Genomic DNA, 18232 nt, shown 5'->3' on the forward strand with positions numbered 1-18232 from the left:
TTGCGTACTAATGCCGGCAGCCTAAGTCTTTCTCTACTAATATACGCAACTCAGTCGCTTCGGCTACGTGCAGGGTAGCAGAAAGGCTAATTTCTTCGGACGCAACCCAATTGTGTGCTACTGTTTCGGGCACCAGCACCGTGAGGCGCCCCGGCAGGTAGGCCACGCGCAGGGCTTCGGCAGCAGCCGTGGAGTTGTCGGGGGCGCGTTGCAGGGCGTAGGTGAGCGTGCCGTCGGGGCCGGGCGCCAGTGGCACGTGGGAGGCTACTTGTCCGGTTTCGCCGAAGGTTGCTACCTCCTCTTCCGAGAGACGAAGGCGTAGGGTGTTATCTTCAAAACGGAGCTTCATGGGTGGGAGAGGAAAGTTTTGAGGTTGTGAAGTAGTGAGATGATGAGTGGCGAAATGATGAAGAGAGGCGCAACTGCTGACGCATTTGCGACCCACGTCAGAGGTAGCAAGTCGAAAAATCATGTGTCATCCTGAGCTTGCGAAGGACCTTCTCACGGCTGAAATGACAAGCGTAATAACGACTCGTTCTGCGGGCACAAGGTCCTTCGCAAGCTCAGGATGACACATGATTTTGCTTACCTACCCCTTACAAGTTCACTATTTCACCCTTAATCCGCCACGGGTGCGAATAGATATTATACCGTTGCTGGCGCACAAAGCCCAGCAGCGTCATGCCGAAACCAGCGGCGGCCTGCACGGCTAGGCTACTAGGGGCGCCCACGGCGGCCAGCACCGGAATGCCGGCCACGGCCGCTTTCTGCACCAGCTCAAACGAGGCCCTACCGCTCACCAACAGCACGGTATCGTGCAAGGGCAACTGCTCATTGAGTAGGGCCGCACCAATGGCTTTGTCGAGGGCGTTGTGGCGCCCCACGTCTTCGCGCAGCAGGCGCAGCTCGCCGGTGGGTGAGAAGAGGGCCGCTGCGTGCAGGCCGCCGGTTTGCTCGAATACCTCCTGGGCTGCCCGTTGCCGCTCAGGTAGCTCATGGATAATGCTGGCCTCCAAGTAAGGGCCATCGGTGGGGAGCACGGGGCAGCTGCTGGCGTGCACCGCGTCGATGCTGGTTTTGCCGCAGACGCCACAGCTGCTGCTGGTGTAAAAGTGGCGCTCCAGGCGCGGCAGATCCACCGGGACGGAAGTAGCCAGCTCGGCGCGCACCACGTTTTCGCGCTCCTCTTCCTTGGTTACGTCGGGGCAATAGATAACGCCGTTCAGCTCTGCCCTACTTCGAATGATGCCTTCGGTGAGTAGGAAGCCCGCGGCCAACTCAAAATCGTGGCCGGGCGTGCGCATGGTAATGGCCAGGGTGCGGTGCTCGCGCGCATCCGTCGGCCCATAGCCTACCCTGATTTCCAGGGGTTCTTCGGCGGCCAGCACGTCGGTGGCGGTGGCCGCACCGTGTCCGGCTGTCACCTTCTGCACGGTTACGTACTCGTAGCTGGTGGGGGGTAAGAAAGATTGCAAAGGGCGAAGAGGTAGGAAGTGATACGTGTAGTATCTTAACCTCTTTCACCGGGCACAAGTTTGCAAATGGCCTTGCCGGTCCGACGCCGTAGGCGTCCGACCGGTCGTCGTTGCGGTCGGCCGCGCCGCCGGGGGTAGGCACTGGCAGGCGTTTGCGTGCAGATTGGGCAACGAGCACGCAGACATCAGCACGCAGCTCGTTCAACGACGACCGGTCGGACGCCTGCGGCGTCGGACCGGCCAGTTACTTCTCTGCTAGCACGTTAGCAACAGCTGCTCGTAGCCGCGCATCACGCCTTCCAGCGACAGGTGCTGCTCGGCGTAGCGGCGGGCATTCTGGCTGAACTGCGTGGTGTCTTGCGACATGGCTGCGGCAATACCGTCGTTCAGGGCCTGCTGGTTTTCGGCTTCTATCAGAATGCCCATCTGGTGCTCCTGTACCAGCGCGTGCATCCCCGAGCCGGGGTTGGAGGTGATGACGGCCACGCCCCCCACGGCCAGCACGGTGGTCAGCTTGGAGGGCATCACTAGGTATAAGTGTACCCTATCAGGAAGATTCTATTCTTCCTGAATGAAGAATGAGGTCTAAGGCGCAACGCATATCGTAGCCTTCGCTCCACAAATTTGACTGGATTATGCGTGCTTCCTAAGCAAGAGATATTTTTTGATCGTGGGCAGCTGCCGTTTCTATGGCCTGCTGCGCCTCTTTCTCGTCGGCCACCGAGGGCTCCACGTACAAGGCTTGCAGGTGGGGCGAGCTAGTGAGGCGCGCCAGGTAGTCTACGGCGTCGAAGTAGTGCGTACGCAGCTCCTGGTACTTCTCCCAGGCGGCATCCTGGTCTACCACTATCGGAATTCCCTGGGCAGCCAGCTGCTCCAAAGCCGCTGCATAGGCGGCCGGATCGGGGTCAACAATTGCATTCTTCTCCCGCCGCCAGAAGGACACCCGCGTGTGAGAATGGTCGTGAAAATAGCGCATAATCCGATTCAGTGACATGCACCCGGCCCGGAAGCATAGCTGTGTATACCGGTTGGAGGTTTGGTCTACGCCACTGAGAATAAGCGCTGCTGTGTCTAAAATGATATTTGCGGCCGTTACCCAGGAGCGCCCTGGCTGCGGCGACCGAAAAAACGTGAGCATGGGCAATGACGTGTGACTGGCCTTCAACTCCACAAACCAGGCCGCCCACTGGTCCCATTCCTTCTGGTCGTCGTCGAGGGAATGGGAGCGACCCAGCCAGCACACCAGGTCGATGGCCGAGCGGTTGTTGCCGGCGCGCAGTTCCAGCTGACTTACCACGGCCTCACGCCGAGCAAAGGCCTGATACATGGTTGGAATATACGATATCAGCAGTGTGATAAGCAGCAGGCCCAGTGCCGCCTCGGAGTAGGAAAAGGCGCTAACCACGAGCGAGCGGGACTCGTCGGTACCCAGCGTGAGCAGGGAGCTGCTGCTGAGCTTGTAGCACCGAGGCAGGCTACCGCTGCCCAGCGCCAATAGATGGCAGTGTACCCGGCCGACACCAGCCCCAAGCATATAAGGGGTAGCATTACCAGCCCTACCGGTGCAAACAGTGCCATTACCCGGTCGCGCTGGGCGTAGGTTTTGCCAAATACAGCTACTGTATCAAACAGGTAGCGCACCAAGGTCAGCGCCCACTTGTTGATGCGTACTGCTTCGCTGCGGGGCAGCACGAAGGAGCGAACGGCAGCCAATACCGTGGCCAACACCAGAAAGACTCCACCCATGAAGATGGGCACTCGCCACCATAAATCTGACATAGCCTACTTGCGCTGCTCCGTGAGTAAGGTTTCTCTATACGGCGGCGCCCAAATAGCGACGATTTCTTCTTTCCCTTATCATCATTGCCTCACGGTTAAGCTGCTTTGGGGGAGCGCACACGCTTTGGCTTGTGTCTGGCGTTGGAAGCATGTACCCTAGCCCCCTACCCTATGCTGCTTATCGACGACTTGCAGGTGGAGCGCGACATTCTACCGCTCTTCAACTTCACCCACCAGGAACAGTCGGAGGCCGCGTTGCGACAGCTGTTTGACGAACGGCCGCCTACCAAAGCAGCCGTAGCCGAGCGCCAGGCCATCGTTCAGGCATTTCTCAACAACTGGGCAGTGCTAGGCAATTTCTCCTACTCGGTGCTGTACTTCCGCGGAGCTCAGTCGTTTATGCAGGAGGTGCAGAGCGGACGCTATTTGCTGGCTACCGGGGCGAAGGCCCGGTGGCAGTTTTTCTTTTCGGAGGCAAAGCGTCACCACGTTCAGTCGCAGGTAGTGCAGCTGATTCTCTTTCTGGAAAAGCTGCATACCAGCTACCTCGCTCGCCTCGACCTCGCCTCTTTTCCGCCAGCTTTCAGGGCTGAGTTAACCGCTGCCAATGCCTTTCTGGGCTTATTTGACTTACGCGCGCAGGCTGCGGCGGTGCGAGAAAACGCCTTCACCGTCTCCCACATCTTGCAGACTACCAATTCATTGCAAAAACTGACAGCCGAAGAAACTGTGGCGTTCTGGTCGTTTCTATTTCGGTTTGAGGCCTACTGGTCGGTGGCGAAAGGCGTGATGCAGCACCAGTTGTGCTTTGCCCGATTCGACGACCAGCAATTGGTGGTAGAAGACCTCTACCATCCGCTTGTGCCCCAAGCAGTGCGCAATACCTTTCGGCTGCGGCCCGGCGAGAACGTGCTCCTACTCACGGGCCCTAACATGGCCGGCAAGTCTACGTTTCTGAAAGCCATAAGCTTGTGCGTGTACCTGGCGCACCTGGGCTTGGGCGTGCCGGCCACGGCGTGCACCCTACCCTACTTCGATACCATTGCAGTCAGCATCAACCTCAACGATAATTTGCGCAGCGGCTACAGCCACTTCATGACCGAGCTGTTCCACCTGAAAACCGTAGTGGAGCAGTCGGCGCAAAAGGGGCAGCAGCGGTGCTTGATGAGCTATTTCGCGGTACGAACCAGGACGATGCGCTGGACATCACCCAAACTACTGTCGGCGGCCTCACGCGCTTTCCACGCTCCGTCTTTTTCCTCTCCACCCACCTGTTGCAGCTAGAAGAGCAACTGCCACCACTGGGTGCGGCCGTGAGCGCCTACTGCATTGACTGCTCCATCGTCGACGGCCGTCCGGTGTTTTCCTACCGGCTCCGTCGGGGTTGGTCGCAACTGAAAATCGGGCGGCTGTTGTTTGACGAGGTAGGGTTGGACCGGCTGCTGAAGTCGTAAGCGGTAACGCTGGATCAGAGTTTTCAAGGTTTTTCCACTCGCTGTAGAAATCCTACCGTTCGCTGCAAAAAAGTAGCAAGTCAGCAAAAAGAGCCGGTTGCCCGGGCCTAGCGGCTTCATCCTTGTACTAGTCCACACAGCAGAAGCAAACCAGCCTAACCCGCTGATTTAGAATTCTGCGCGGTCTTCATCTCTTCTTGTTTTCACTCACATTTCAGGTATCATAGTATGGCTTACTCTACGAACACTCCTGCTGGTCAATCGGTACAAAACATCCTCGACTCGCTACCCGGCCTGATGGCCGTAGCCGTTGTTGATATTCAGTCGGGCATGGCCCTGGCGTCGCACTCCAACACCCCCAACCTGAACCCCGAAACGGCGGCGGCTTACAACACGGAGGTGGTAAAGCAAAAGCAAAAGGCCATGACGGCCCTGAAGCTGACCGGTGAAAAGATTGATGATATCCTCATCAGCCTCACCAACCAGCTGCACCTGCTCAACATCACGGAGGATGGCAATAAGTTTATTTACCTGGTAGTGAACTCCCGCGACACGAACCTGGCCATTGCCCGCGACGTGTGCCGGCAGGCGGCCGAAGTGCTGAAGTAAGCACTGGGTTATTATAATAACAAAGCCACTCCAAATTGGAGTGGCTTTGTTGGTTTTAGGAGGGTAACGAATCAGTACGTACTTACCCCAGCCCCTCCCCTCCGGGAGAGGGGTGCGTTCAACGATTCTTGGGCATATCGTCTGGCACCCCTCTCCCGGAGGGGAGGGGCTGGGGATGGGGTCTCCCTACCCCCCAATCGTCGACATCGACTCGAAGCTGAGTTGGTGCAGGGGGCGTTGGCTTTCGGCCTCAAAGCCGTTGGCGGCGCGGTAGCGGAAGGCGTTGGTGAGGGCCGCTACAATATCGGCATCGGAGGAACCGCCGCGCAGCATGGCCCGGATATCGAGTACGCCTTGGTCGTAAAGGCAGGTTTTGACGCCGCCTTCGGCCGTGAGGCGTATGCGGTTGCAGGTACCGCAGAACGTGCGCGAGTAGGCCGCAATGATGCCAATAGTGCCCTGGTGACCGGCCACGCTGTATTCGCTAGCTGTGGCGCCCACGGGGGTAGGCAGCGGCGTAAACGCCCCGAAATGCTGCTCCAGGTGCTCCCGAATACGGCGGTGATTCCAGGGGAGGGTAGCCGCATGGCTGCCGCCGTTGAAAGGCATTTCCTCAATGAACCGCATTTCCACAGGCAAGTCACGGGTTAGCTCGGCCAGCGGAATCAGGTCCTGGATGTTCTGCCCATCCATCACCACGGCGTTGATTTTCACGCGAATACCAGCGGCCAGCAGGGCGTAGAACGTATCTAGCACCTGGGGCAGCTCGTCGCGGCGCGTGATTTGGTGAAAACGTGCTCGGTCCAGCGTGTCCAGGCTCAAGTTTACGGCACGTACACCCATGCGGGCTAGCTCGGGCACGTGGGGCGCTGTGAGTACGCCGTTGGTGGTCAGGCTGATATCGTTGATGCCGTGGATGTGCGTGAGCTGTTCAATGAAACCCATCAGGCCGCGCCGCACAAACGGCTCGCCGCCCGTGAGGCGCACTTTGCGCACGCCCAGGCCAGCTAGCAGCGTTACCAAGCGAGTCATTTCCTCGTAGGTCAGCAGTTCTTGGCGCGGCACGTATTGAATGCCCTCTTCGGGCATGCAGTAGAAGCAGCGCAGGTTGCAGCGGTCCGTTACGGCCAAGCGAACATACTCCAGCGGCCGGCCGTGCGAATCGTAGAGAACAGTAGGAGTAGCGGACATGAAGGAATGCGAAAACGCCCCACCGACGCCGGCGAGGACAACTATTGGAACAAAAAGCGGGTAGGCTTCTTTTGAAGGTACTAGTTAAGCAACAAAACAGTTGCTTTGTTCATTCTTTCGCCAAATGAAATTAACCATTGCCCTCTTCGGCATCACCCGCGAAATCGTGGGTCGGCCTACCCTGGAGCTGACTACACCCGACGGCCAATCGGTGCAGAATCTACTAGCGGAGCTGCGCCAGCAGTACCCCGCGCTGGGCAAACTTAGCAGCCTGGCCGTGGCCGTGAACAACGACTACGCCACCGACGACACCGCCCTGCACGAGCGCGACGAAATTGCCCTGATTCCACCCGTTAGCGGCGGGTAAGCAATATCTCTTTAACTGTCATCCTTCATCTGGCGTCCGCTTGCGAAGGGCCTTTTCACACTAGAACGAATAGTTTAAACGGTTAACGTTCCAGCGTGAGAAGGTCCTTCGCAAGCGGACGCCAGATGAAGGATGACAATTTTCTTCCGGACACTACCCATATCCAAATGCACATCGACCTCACCGACCAGCCCATTGACATTACTGCCGCCCTGCAACTGGCCGAGGACGACGGTGCTGGGGCGGTCAATTCCTTTATCGGCACGGTGCGCAACCAAAGCACTGGCCGCCGCGTGGTGCGCCTCGAGTATGAGGCCTACGACAGCATGGCGCTACACCAATTGCGCAAAGTAGCCGAGCAGGCCCAGGAAAAGTGGCCGATGCTGCGCAAAGTCGTGGTCATTCACCGCAAGGGCACTCTATTTATTGGCGACGTAGCGGTTATCGTAGCCGTGTCTACCCCTCACCGCGCCGAGTCGTTTGCCGCCTGCCAGTACATCATCGACACCTTGAAGCAGGTGGTACCCATCTGGAAGAAAGAATTTTACGAGGACGGCACCACGTGGGTAGCGGCGCATCCGTAGGTAGGGTAAGAGGGCAAGGGGGTAGGAGGGTAAGAAGATTGTCATCCTGAGCAGCGCGAAGGACCTTCTCACGCAGGAACGATAATCGTAACAACGACTCGTTCTTACATGAGAAGGTCCTTCGCGCTGCTCAGGATGACTGCAAGTGAGGACTGTTACCCGGCCGTTTCAATCAGCTGCACGGCTCTTTCCAGTACCTCGTCCCTACCCTCTTTGATACCCTGAATGGTCGGCTTCACCTCGATGTCCGGCACGATGCCAATGCGCTGGGTTTCGCGGCCGTCGGGGTAGTACACGCCCAGGCCGGTAATCCAAGTGGAAACTCCACCGGGTAATACAATGGTAGACACATCGCCATCGGCGCCGGCCGTGGTGCTGCCGATGACGGTGGCATTGGGGGCGGTGCGCAGAGCCATAGTAGTAAATTCAGCCTGGCTCTGCGAGATTTCGCTGACAAGAATGACCACCTTTCCGGGGCAGAATTGGCCTATCCCTGACCGTACATATTCCGGTTGCTTGACAGGAAACTGCCCTGGATACGTAACATCCGGGCGACTAAGAAATGCAAATGGTGTGGATTTACGGACCAAGTACTGCGACAAGGGCAACACTACAAACTCAGCCGGATAATTACGAATATCGATAATGAGACCTTTGGTTTCCTTAGCAGCCCGCATCACTTCCGGCAGCTTACTTTTCTTTATGGTACCCAGCGCGAGGTAACCAATGTTGCCCGGCAGCAGGCGCCAGGGCGAGGCCTCTGCGTCCGGCGTGCCCCAATCCATTTTCAGGTTGAGCTTTGTACCCTCGTAGCGGGTGATAATCAGCGGAAACTCCTTGCCGTCGCGGCGCACAACTACAGGCACCTTTTCTGTATGCCCGCGCAGCAGCAGTTTAGCGATGTCGCGTAGCTGAGCGGGCTCGTTAGAAGCGGGGACAAGGGGCTGCCACTTTTTCACCAATTCCGGCACTGGGACGCCACCGATTTGCACTACCACGTCGCCCGGTTGCAGGCCCGATTCCTTTCCAAGGACAGCATTGTAGTAGTCGGTCACCACGGCTTGGTTTTCCACGAAGCGGAGGCGCACTGGTGCGTATAAGTTGCCTTTGTACTCGTTCAACACCTCATCTTCATAGATACCAGCATGCGAGTCGTGAATGCGGGCAATGAGTGCCTGTAAGCTGAGGCGGTACTGCTCGGCCGTGCTGCTGCTGGTCAGCTTGGGAATGAACTCCGGCAATACCTGTTGCCAGTCTTCTCCAATGGCGTAGCGGTAAGGAAAGAAATAGTCGACCATGTTCCAGAAGCGGTAGAGCGCCAACAGGCGCAGCCCGGCGTCGGGTAGTGCGGCGCGGCCATACGATGCTTCGTGCTGAAACACGGGGTTTTCTACCCTTGGAGCCGTGCTCACATAATAATGCTCCCCCTGGTTCCGGTTCTGGCGCAGATAAATAAGTTGAGTGCTGAGTGCGTCGCTAAGCTGTTTTTTATCTGATAGCCATGCCAGATCGGGTTGCAGGCGCACTTTGTCGGCGGGTAGCTCTTTGCACGTTTTGCACTTAGGCACCTCGCCAAATTTTGTAACCCAGCCGCGCAGCACCTCACTACGAGCGGGCTCGTTGGGCGCCGCCAGCACGGCGGGCAGTACCCGAAACAGCTCGGCGTCCATGTTGAAGTTGCCGGCGGCCACGGCCGGGTGGTAATACTTCACAAAGCCCCACACCCGGCCCAGCACTGCCAGGTTTTCTACCTGCTGCTGATTGAGTTTTTCGGGAAACACAATGCCGGAGCGTTGCTGAAAGGCGGTATCCTGCGCGGCCGGAGCCGTTTTTTGCGCCAGGGAAACGGTAGCGCAGCCTAAGTGGAATGCCAGCGCGAGGTAGGGTAGCTTCATAGAAAGAAAAGGATAAGCGTATGTAATATGAAGTCAGGAAGATAGCAGAAGCACTAGATATAGTGTGGCACTTACTCCGCCACCCGCATCAATAGGCCTAATCAGTAACTCATATAGTGTACTGACGGGGTGCCTCGTCCCCACCCCCCGCCGAAAAAGGGGAAGCCGAGAGGAAACCAAGAAGTAGGAATGCCATTCAACGAGCATTCAACTTTTAACACGCAACATTTCAATCGTCCGGTTCCCCCTGCTCCGAGTAAGGGTAGGGAAGTCGCGCATCCGCAACGGCCATTCCGAGCGGCGCGAGGAATCTGAGTGAAACTATTTCGGAATAATTACTCAGATTCCTCGCGCCGCTCGGAATGACAATTCTACCCGGCCGTTTCGATCAGCTGTACGGCTCTTTCCAGCACCTCGTCCCTCCCCTCTTTGATGCCCTGGATGGTAGGCTTCACCTCGATGTCCGGCACAATGCCGATGCGCTGGGTTTCGCGGCCGTCGGGGTAGTACACGCCCAGGCCGGTAATCATGGTAGGGATGCCGCCGGGCAGCATGATGCTGGACACGTTGCCGTCGGCGCCGGCCGTGGTGCTGCCGATAACGGTGGCGTTGGGGGCGGTGCGCAGGGCCATAGTAGTGTACTCGGCCTGGCTCTGCGAGATTTCATTCACTAAGATGACCACTTTACCAGGGTAGGGATTCGCTACGCCGGGCGATACCGAAACGGGTTCTGGCATCAGGGGGAAAGTGCCTGGATAGGTTATGTCGGGGCCGCTGAATAGCGCAAACTGTGTGGGTTTGGGCACCAGGTACTGCGACAAAGCAAACACCACGAACTCGGAGGGGTAGTTGCGGATATCAATCACCATTCCCTTCGTACCTTCTGCGGCCTGCATAATTTCTGGCAGCTTATTTTTCTTGATCGTGCCCAGCGAGAGGTAGCCGATATTACCCGGCAGCAACCGCCAGGCCGAGGCTGCTGGGTCCGGCGTGCCCCAGTTCATTTGCATATCGAGCTTGGTGTTTGCGTAGCGGGTGAGCGTGAGCGGAAATTCCTTGCCGTTGCGGCGCACCACTACGGGTACTTTCTCTGTGTTGCCACGCAGCAGCAGGTTGGCAATGTTGCGCAACTGGGCCGGCTCGTTGGAGGCCGGGGCAAGGGGCTGCCACTTTTTCACCAACTCCGGCACCGGCACGCCGTCGATTTTCACCACTACGTCGCCCGCTTGCAGGCCCGATTCTTTCCCGAGCGCCGCATGGTAGTAATCCGTCACTACGGCCTGGTTTTCCACGAAGCGAAGACGCACCGGCGCGTACAACTTACCGTTGTAGTGGGTCAGCACCTCATCCTGATAAATATTGGCGTGCGTGTCGTGAATGCGGGCAATGAGCGCCAACAGGGTAAGGTGATACTGCTCGGCGGTGCCGGCGCGGGTCAGCTTGGGAATAAACTCCGGCAGCACTTGTTGCCAATCTTCCCCGATGGCATACCGGTAGGGAAAGAAATAGGCAATCATGTTCCAGTAGCGGTAGAGCGCCAATAGGCGCAGCCCGGCATCGGGTAGTGCGGTGCGGCTATACGGTGCTTCGTGCTGAAAGACGGGGTTGCCTACGTTCGGAGCCGCACTCACGTAGTAGTGCTCTCCCTGGTTTCGGTTTTGGCGCAGGTACGTGAGTTGGCTGCGAAGCGCTTCGCCGAGCTGTTTTGTATCTGATAGCCACGCCAGATCGGGTTGCAGGCGCACTTTGTCGGCAGGCAGTTCTACGCATGTTTTGCACGCGGGCACTTCTCCAAACTTCTTCACCCAAGCACTCAGCAGCTGGCTGCGTTTCTTCTCGTTGGGTGCCGACAGCACGGCGGGCAGCACCCGAAACAGCTCGGCGTCCATGTTGAAGTTGCCAGCGGCCACGGCCGGGTGGTAGTACTTCACAAAGCCCCATACCCGGCCCATCACCGCCAGGTTCTCTATCTGCTGCGTGCTGAGCTTTTTTGGAAACGTAATTCCCGAGGCCTGCTGAAACGCAGTGTCTCGCGCTGCTGGCTTAACGGACATGGTTCGCGTAGCTACAGCGGACAGCGGTTTATTATCAATGGTCAGCTCCAGGTCGTCGAACCAAGCAGTGCCGGTGCCAGCCAAAATGCCGCCGAACAGAATATATTCTGCCTGCTCCTCCAGGGGCAGCGTAATGCTGAACTGCTTCCAGTCGGTAGTGCCCCGCATGGGCTGGTCCTGGGTGTTTTTGAAAGACACGGAACCACTTGACCCATCTTCGCGCAGCCAAAGTGCCGCCGAGCCCTGCTCTGATACGCCCTCCGTTTTGATGAAGCCCTTCAGTGTAACCGACTTACCCGCGTATTGCGCCGGAATTCGCAACGTAGCCACGCCAAATTGCCCCTCCTTGGCCTGGCTATCCTGCATCCGCAGCGCATACTTGCCTTGGTGGCGCACTGCCGAGTCGAGGGTGACGCGGTAGCCTTTGCCGTTGTTGGTGTACCAAGTAGCGGGCAATTGACCACTAGGATACTCAAAATCATAGGCAGTCGCCGGGGCCGCAGTTTGCGCCAGGGAGACGGTAGCGCCGCCCAGTTGCAATGCCAGCGCGAGGTAGGGTAATTTCATAGGAAAGAGAAGAATAGGTGTATGGCATATGGAGTCAGAAATGTAGTAGAAGGTAGCAGGTAGGCTTTAAAATTTATAGCCCCGAAGCGCGAACTATGTAGTTCACGCTTCGGGGCTATCGTACCACTTGTTGTTCTGAGGCGCGAACTACATGGTTTGCGCTACTAATATGGGTGCTTCAGCTCAACGCCTACCCCCTGGCAGAGCCGGGCGCCTGCAAGGCGCCCCTACCCTAGCTCCCGCTCGGCGGCGGCGCGCTCCTGAGGCGTATTGATATTGCGCAGCTCCTGTGGGGCGGGCGGCGTCAAGAGCTGAATTTCGCTGTTGATGAGCGCCTTGCGCGGGCAGGAGTAGCCCAGTGCCAGAAATTGCAAGAGCACCGCGTAGCTGCGCGGCTCCCAGATGGTGATAAGCGGCTCGGGCCACTCATTGTGCGGGCTTTGGTAGGCCGTGGCCACACGGCCGGCGTGGCGGTGTGCTACCAGATGGCGCAACGTTTCGGCGGAGAGGAAAGGTAGGTCGCAGGCCACTACCAGCCAGGCGGCGTTGGGGTCGTGGCGGAAGGCGGTGAGGATGCCGCCCATCGGGCCGAGGTCTAGGAACTGGTCGGGTAGGGGTGTGAGGCCGGCGGGGAGGGCATCGGCCTGGTCGGCGCGGCAGGATACAAATACGTCCTGGCAGACCTCGGCCAACAGGCTCGCGGCGTACTCGCGCTGCTCCTGGCCGTGATAGCGCAGCTGGCCCTTGTCGGTTTGCATGCGCTGGCTGTGGCCGCCGGCCAGCACCAGGCCGCGTAGGGGCGGTGCGCTGGCTTGCCACCATTGTTGCACCCAGTCGGCAATGGCGGCGGTGTCGTCGAGGGAAAGGACGGTGGGTTGCCGCTCGCCCAGGTGGGCTTGCAGATAGGCGGGCAGTTCGGTTTCGCCTTCGCTCAGCAAAATCAGCTGCACGTCGGTGAGGCGGTCGAGCTTCTTTTCGAGTGGCTTTTTCGTGCTGATGATGGCAATTTGTTGCTGGGCGCGGAAGTGGTTGCCGTTCACTAGCACTAGGCTTTGGGCACCCAGCCAGTGCTGCTGGGCAAATTTGTCTATGCCGCGCTGCACATCGAGGCGGCGAAAATGGATTTTGTCGGTCAGCTCGGCGGCGGCGCCTACCGTTAGTAATGTGTCGGCAGGGGCAGCTTCGTCGCCAGTGGCATGGTCGGCGTCTACGTAGGCCGCGTGCAGGGTAGGCGACAGGTGCGGCAACAGGCGTGCTACCAAGTCTTTAATCACGCTGCAGGGCGCACCCAAAATGGCTAGTTCCTGACGGTTGAACTCGCCAGTGTTGGGCCGGGCCAGGGCGGCGTGCTTGGCGTGCGGGGCAGGTAGGGGCTGGTTAGTCGACATGATGAAAATCTTGTTTGCCGCCGGTTTTTTCCAGCAAGCGCGTTTCCTGAATAATGATGTTGTGCGACAAGGCTTTGCACATGTCGTAAATGGTGAGAGCCGCCACCGAAGCACCCGTCAGCGCCTCCATTTCCACGCCGGTTTTGCCGGTCACGGACGAGGTGCATTCAATAATAACTGAATCAGGTTGCTGCACTTCAATGCGCACTTGGCAGTCGTCGAGACCCAGTGGGTGGCACAGCGGAATCAGCTCCGAGGTGCGCTTGGCCCCCATGATACCGGCCAGAATAGCCGTTTGAAACACGGGGCCTTTGCGGGTGGGCAGGTCGCCGTCCTGCACCAGCTTTAGAATTTCGGAGCCTACTACCACAATGCTGCGGGCGCGGGCCACGCGGCGGGTAGCGGTTTTACCGCCTACATCAACCATGGCGGGCTGGCCAGCAGCATTGAGGTGGGTGAGTTTAGAGGAGTCAGACATAGCAGGAACGCGGTATGTGAGGACGCGCTTGGTAACGGATGTTGAACAAAAAAGCAGTGCCCAGCCGGGGCTTTGCAGTGCGTTGCAGACCGTGCGAGGAAGGAGCTGATATAACCAAACCAGAGGCAAATCGTCTAGTTCTACCATCGTGCTCGTTGCACAAGGTCTACCACCTATACGCGAAGTAACGCTTCGCGCTTCATCTCTGCCCCATGACTACCGTCGAAGAAGCCACTCGCCTAGTGCTGTCCACCGTTCGCACCCTCCCCACGGAACGGCTCCCCCTCCCCGATACGTTGGGCCGGGTGCTGCGCCAAGCCGTAACCGCTGACCGCGACTTTCCGCCCTTCAACCGGGTAGCCATGGATGGCATTGCGCTCAACTATGCGGCCATTGCGCAAGGCCAGACGCAGTTTGAGGTGGTCGGAACGCAGTTTGCCGGCCAGGCCCCTACTACCCTCGCCAGCCCTGCCACTACCCTCGAAATCATGACCGGGGCCATGCTACCGCCCGGCACCGATACGGTGGTGCGCTACGAGGACGTAGACATAGCAGAGCAATCCGATGGCCGCCGTATAGCCACCGTGCGCGTGCTGCCTCCCAAAGCCGGCCACAACGTGCACGCCCAGGCCACCGACCGCCACCAGGGCGACGTGCTGCTGCCTGAAGGCACCTTGCTGGGACCAGCCGAGGTAGCCGTAGCGGCCACGGTAGGTGCTACCCATTTGGTGGTGGCACAACGCCCGCACGTGGCCGTGGTGAGCACCGGCGACGAGTTGGTGGAGCTGAACCAGGCGCCCCTCCCCTACCAGATCCGGCGCTCCAACTCCTACATGCTGCAAGCGGCTGTGTGGCAGGCCGGCGGCCGGGCCGAGCGGTTTCACTTCAACGATGACCCCGACGCCTTGCGCCAGGGCCTACCGCCCCTGCTGCACCAGTATGATGCCGTGCTGCTCAGCGGCGGCGTGTCGATGGGCAAAGCCGATTTCCTACCCGCGGCATTGGCTGAGGCGGGCGTGGAGCAACTGTTTCATGGGGTGCAGCAGCGGCCGGGCAAGCCCTTTTGGTTTGGACAGCACCCACAGGGCGCGGTGGTGTTTGCGCTGCCGGGCAATCCGGTTTCCACGTTTGTGAACTACTGCCGCTACGCTGCGCCGTGGCTGCGGGCCGTGCAGCAGCCTACCCTACCCCAGCCAGAACCTACGTTTGCCGTACTGGCCGCCGATGTGGTGTTTCGCCCGCCTGTCACGCATTTCTTGCTCGTAAGCCTTGCCGGCGCCCCCGATGGCCGGCTGCTGGCCACGCCCGAACGCGCCCACGGCTCCGGCGACCTGGCTAGTTTACTGCCTAGCAGTGGCTTTTTAGAGCTGCCTATAGGGCAAGACGAGTTTCCGGCTGGTACGGTGCTACCGGTATGGCGCTTCCGGTAATTCAGAGAATTGATTTCGATTGAAGGTGGTCAGAACGCCAGCCTAACTGTCATCCTGAGCGGGGCGAAGGACCTACTCACGTCAGCACGATGCTCGTAACAACGACTTGTTCTAACGTGAGAAGGTCCTCGCAAGCTCAGGATGACAGTTGGGTTGGCGTTCTGAGCAGCCGGGTTGCCTTTTCTAATCGTGTGTTAAGAAAACTTAACAATGCCCTACGCTGCCCAAAAGGCATTTATTATCATTCTGATAAAATTTTATACATAACTCATATCAATAGATAATTCAATATTTTATATACTTGCCATATACTTCAGCAAGTCACATTTTTTCTAACTATAATTCAAGCTTATGCGTGTTTTCTACTCTCTCCTCCTTTGCCTCTTTATCAGCGTTGGTACAGCCGTAGCAGCTAAAGCACCACGCAAACGGCCAGATTCGCATCGGCACCGCACAGTGAGTGACATGTTTAAGCCCCGTATGAGCCACTTCGGCACCGGCAAGCCCTTGATTCCCTACCACAAGCGCGTGAAGCACGCGAAGGAGAAGTCTTTGACCTTCTAAAGGGACTCATTCCTACAAAAGAGCCGACCGCATAGCATGCGGCCGGCTCTTTTGCGTTGTTTACCGTGTGCGTGTCAGGCTGCTTCCAGCACCTCAGCGTCGTTGTGCGCGGGCGAGTTCACGCGGGTGGTCACGGCGTATTCCATCATGCCATCGGTGGGGTAGGGTACGAGTAGCTGCTGATGGTCGGCGGGATTGAGGTTGTCGGCGAGCCAGGCTTGCTCGGCCTCTGGGCCAGGGAGCAGCACGGGCATGCGAGTGTGCAGGCGGGCCATCAGCTCGTTGGGCTCGGTGGTGATGATGGTGAAGGTAGGCAGCACCTCACCGGTCTGGCGGTCGAGCCACTCGTCCCATAGACCGGCGAAGGCAAACGGTTGCTCATCGCGTAGCATAATCCGGTGCGGCACCTTGCCCTGGGGCGTCTGCTGCCACTCATAGAACGAATCGGCCAGCACCAAGCAGCGCTTGCGCTGGAGCAGCTGCCGAAACGAGGGCTTGTCGGCCAGGGTTTCGGCGCGGGCGTTGATGGGCTTGACGGCCTTTTTCAGGTCTTGCACCCAGCCCGGTATCAGCCCCCACTGCACCAGCTGAATGGTGTCGGGCGCGGCGTTGGTGATGATGGGTAGGCGCTGCGACGGAGCAGCGTTGTAGTTCGGCTCGGTGGGTTCGGCAAGCGTTGCGCCGAAGCGTTTTGCCAAGCCCGCGGCAGGTGTAAGGGTAGTGTAGCGACCACACATACAAGCAAATCAAAAAAGAGTGGGAGTAACGAAAGAGTAGCTGCCGTTTGGAAGCTAGGAATTGGCGGCCGCAGAAAATAGTAGCGTATCGCCCGCACCTGTTTACGTTTGGCGATTGGTTAGGTGCTGCGCTACGCAACGAAATTCTGCTGTATTACTAATAGCAGTTTCTACGTTGTTATCTGTTTAGGCTACCTAGTGAACGGTGTAGAGACGCCTACTTGCGTCTCATCGGCCGCGCTGAATGCACGAAATCGTTCAACGACGAGACGCAAGTAGGCGTCTCTACATTGTTCTACACAGGCACCGCTGTTTCAGAAACCGGCTCGGCGGCCGCAGGTTGCAACGACGCTTCGCGTGACTTGCGGCGCAGCGTGCGCAGATGCAACACCCCAATCAGTAGCGTAAGAATACCCTCTGCTAATACTGTGTTCTGCACGCCAATGTGCTCCGACACAGCGCCTACCAGCAGGCTACCCAACGGCACCAGCCCCGCATAGGCCAGCACATAGAGGCTCAGTACCCGCCCCCGTAGTGCGGGCTCCACGGTTGTTTGAAGTAGGGTATTGCTGATGGTAATCTGCGACATCATCCCAAACGCGCCGAGTACCAGAAACAACAACGCCAGTGGATACCACGGCGCATGCGAAAACAGCAGCAGCCCTACCCCAAAAATGAAGGTATTCACCGTGAGCACCTTGCTCAGGTTGACGCTGGCTTTCAACGACGCCAGAAAAATGGCCCCGATAAAGGCGCCCAGGCCAATGGCCCCATCCAGCATGCCAAAGGTGCTGGCCGTACCACCAAAAACGTCCTTGGCATACACGGGTAGCAGCGTAGTGAAGGGTAGGGCCAGCAGGCTGGCGAGGGCTAGCATCAGAAGAATGTGCCGGATAGCCGGTGTTGCGGCCACATAGGCCAGCCCGTCGCGTAACTCAGCCAGCATGTTTTTCGTGTGTAGCTTGGCTACGTAGGGCGGCAGCCGGATAGCCAACAGCGAACCAATGACGGCCACAAAGCTCAGTGCGTTCAGCCCAAAACAGGCCACCGCGCCCAGGTGCTCCAGCGCAAAGCCCGCCAAAGCCGGGCCTACCAGCTTGGCCAGATTCACCATCGAAGAATTCAGCGCCAGGGCGTTGGGCAAGTCCTGTCGGTTCTTGATCAGCTCGGGCACCAGCGACTGGCGGGCCGGCACGTCGAAGCCGTTGATGATGCCCAGCATGGCGCTCAGGCCGATGATGCCCCACACTGCATCCGGCCGTTGCCAGATCAGGAGCGTGAGCAGCAGCGCCTGTATCATGGAGAACACCTGCGTGAACAGCAACACGCGGTAGCGCTGGTAGCGGTCGGCTACTCCGCCGCCGAGAAAGGAAAAAATAGCGGCCGGAAACAGGGTAGCAAATACGCTTATTCCCAACATCAACTTGGAGTTGGTATGCGAATACACCACCCAGCTAACGGCCGTTTTCTGCATCCAGGTACCCAAGAGCGACAACGACTGCCCACCAAAATACAACCGGTAGTTGCGGCTACGAAAGGCGCGAAAGGTGCTCAAATTCATGCGTGAGATACTGCAATCCGCGTCTAAAGCGGTTTTGTGCTTTGTGTAGGGTAGTGCGAACTATGTCGTTCGCAACTCACCTCACGGGCCGTACAA

18 protein-coding genes are annotated in these 18232 nt (G+C 58.3%); 6 read left to right on the top strand and 12 right to left on the bottom strand.

What is annotated here, in order from left to right:
• Window positions 1–7 precede the first annotated feature (7 nt).
• The 5 genes from J4D97_RS11140 to J4D97_RS11160 form a co-directional block, all read right to left on the bottom strand.
• Window positions 8–349 (bottom strand): DUF7009 family protein, encoded by a 342-nt coding sequence (locus J4D97_RS11140; RefSeq protein ID WP_185282103.1) that lies wholly within the window; start codon window positions 347–349, stop codon window positions 8–10.
• A 247-nt stretch (window positions 350–596) separates the two neighbouring features.
• Entirely contained in the window at window positions 597–1475 is an 879-nt protein-coding gene (gene fdhD, locus J4D97_RS11145; protein ID WP_185282102.1) for a formate dehydrogenase accessory sulfurtransferase FdhD, read from the bottom strand.
• A gap of 255 nt (window positions 1476–1730) precedes the next feature.
• The gene (locus J4D97_RS11150; RefSeq protein WP_185282101.1) at window positions 1731–2000 is read right to left on the bottom strand and encodes a glycosyltransferase; all 270 of its coding nucleotides are present in this window, start codon (window positions 1998–2000) and stop codon (window positions 1731–1733) included.
• A 121-nt stretch (window positions 2001–2121) separates the two neighbouring features.
• A complete protein-coding gene (locus J4D97_RS11155) occupies window positions 2122–2805 on the bottom strand; it encodes a hypothetical protein (RefSeq protein WP_208307648.1) in 684 nt (227 codons plus the stop codon).
• A 17-nt stretch (window positions 2806–2822) separates the two neighbouring features.
• The gene (locus J4D97_RS11160; RefSeq protein ID WP_208307649.1) at window positions 2823–3257 is read right to left on the bottom strand and encodes a hypothetical protein; all 435 of its coding nucleotides are present in this window, start codon (window positions 3255–3257) and stop codon (window positions 2823–2825) included.
• A 171-nt stretch (window positions 3258–3428) separates the two neighbouring features.
• Here J4D97_RS11160 and J4D97_RS11165 point away from each other — a divergent pair, with 171 nt between their 5' ends.
• From J4D97_RS11165 to J4D97_RS11175, 3 genes are all read left to right on the top strand, one after another.
• Complete coding sequence (locus tag J4D97_RS11165; RefSeq protein WP_208307650.1) at window positions 3429–4541, top strand: MutS-related protein; 1113 nt, start codon at window positions 3429–3431, stop codon at window positions 4539–4541.
• The gene (locus J4D97_RS11170; protein WP_208307651.1) at window positions 4532–4711 is read left to right on the top strand and encodes a hypothetical protein; all 180 of its coding nucleotides are present in this window, start codon (window positions 4532–4534) and stop codon (window positions 4709–4711) included. Before J4D97_RS11165 ends, J4D97_RS11170 begins: the two co-directional genes overlap by 10 nt.
• A gap of 228 nt (window positions 4712–4939) precedes the next feature.
• A complete protein-coding gene (locus J4D97_RS11175; RefSeq protein WP_208307652.1) occupies window positions 4940–5320 on the top strand; it encodes a hypothetical protein in 381 nt (126 codons plus the stop codon).
• A gap of 186 nt (window positions 5321–5506) precedes the next feature.
• Here the strand turns inward: J4D97_RS11175 and moaA are convergent, their stop codons facing one another.
• On the bottom strand, window positions 5507–6511 hold the full coding sequence (gene moaA / locus J4D97_RS11180) for a GTP 3',8-cyclase MoaA (RefSeq protein WP_208307653.1): 1005 nt from the start codon (window positions 6509–6511) through the stop codon (window positions 5507–5509).
• A 124-nt stretch (window positions 6512–6635) separates the two neighbouring features.
• Between moaA and J4D97_RS11185 the strand changes: the two genes are divergently transcribed.
• Window positions 6636–6878 (top strand): MoaD/ThiS family protein, encoded by a 243-nt coding sequence (locus tag J4D97_RS11185; protein ID WP_208307654.1) that lies wholly within the window; start codon window positions 6636–6638, stop codon window positions 6876–6878.
• A 167-nt stretch (window positions 6879–7045) separates the two neighbouring features.
• Entirely contained in the window at window positions 7046–7462 is a 417-nt protein-coding gene (locus tag J4D97_RS11190) for a molybdenum cofactor biosynthesis protein MoaE (protein ID WP_185282095.1), read from the top strand.
• A 155-nt stretch (window positions 7463–7617) separates the two neighbouring features.
• On the opposite strand, the gene J4D97_RS11195 is transcribed toward J4D97_RS11190, so the two are convergent.
• The 4 genes from J4D97_RS11195 to moaC form a co-directional block, all read right to left on the bottom strand.
• Window positions 7618–9357 carry a S41 family peptidase gene (locus J4D97_RS11195; RefSeq protein WP_208307655.1) on the bottom strand — a complete coding sequence of 580 codons (1740 nt, stop codon included), beginning with the start codon at window positions 9355–9357 and terminating at the stop codon, window positions 7618–7620.
• Between the two features lie 371 nt (window positions 9358–9728).
• Window positions 9729–11978 carry a S41 family peptidase gene (locus J4D97_RS11200; protein WP_208307656.1) on the bottom strand — a complete coding sequence of 750 codons (2250 nt, stop codon included), beginning with the start codon at window positions 11976–11978 and terminating at the stop codon, window positions 9729–9731.
• Window positions 11979–12205: 227 nt separating this feature from the next.
• Window positions 12206–13366, bottom strand: coding sequence for an NTP transferase domain-containing protein (locus tag J4D97_RS11205; protein WP_208307657.1), 1161 nt, complete (start codon window positions 13364–13366; stop codon window positions 12206–12208).
• Entirely contained in the window at window positions 13356–13844 is a 489-nt protein-coding gene (gene moaC / locus J4D97_RS11210) for a cyclic pyranopterin monophosphate synthase MoaC (RefSeq protein WP_208307658.1), read from the bottom strand. Before moaC ends, J4D97_RS11205 begins: the two co-directional genes overlap by 11 nt.
• Window positions 13845–14056: 212 nt before the next feature.
• On the opposite strand from moaC, the gene J4D97_RS11215 reads away from it, so the two are divergent.
• The gene (locus J4D97_RS11215; RefSeq protein ID WP_208307659.1) at window positions 14057–15274 is read left to right on the top strand and encodes a molybdopterin molybdotransferase MoeA; all 1218 of its coding nucleotides are present in this window, start codon (window positions 14057–14059) and stop codon (window positions 15272–15274) included.
• Window positions 15275–15912: 638 nt separating this feature from the next.
• On the opposite strand, the gene J4D97_RS11220 is transcribed toward J4D97_RS11215, so the two are convergent.
• A complete protein-coding gene (locus J4D97_RS11220) occupies window positions 15913–16575 on the bottom strand; it encodes an SOS response-associated peptidase (RefSeq protein WP_208307660.1) in 663 nt (220 codons plus the stop codon).
• Window positions 16576–16870: 295 nt separating this feature from the next.
• The gene (locus J4D97_RS11225; protein ID WP_208307661.1) at window positions 16871–18136 is read right to left on the bottom strand and encodes an MFS transporter; all 1266 of its coding nucleotides are present in this window, start codon (window positions 18134–18136) and stop codon (window positions 16871–16873) included.
• Window positions 18137–18232: the final 96 nt, after the last annotated feature.

Source organism: Hymenobacter defluvii (assembly GCF_017589435.1).
Taxonomy (GTDB): Bacteria; Bacteroidota; Bacteroidia; order Cytophagales; family Hymenobacteraceae; genus Hymenobacter; species Hymenobacter profundi.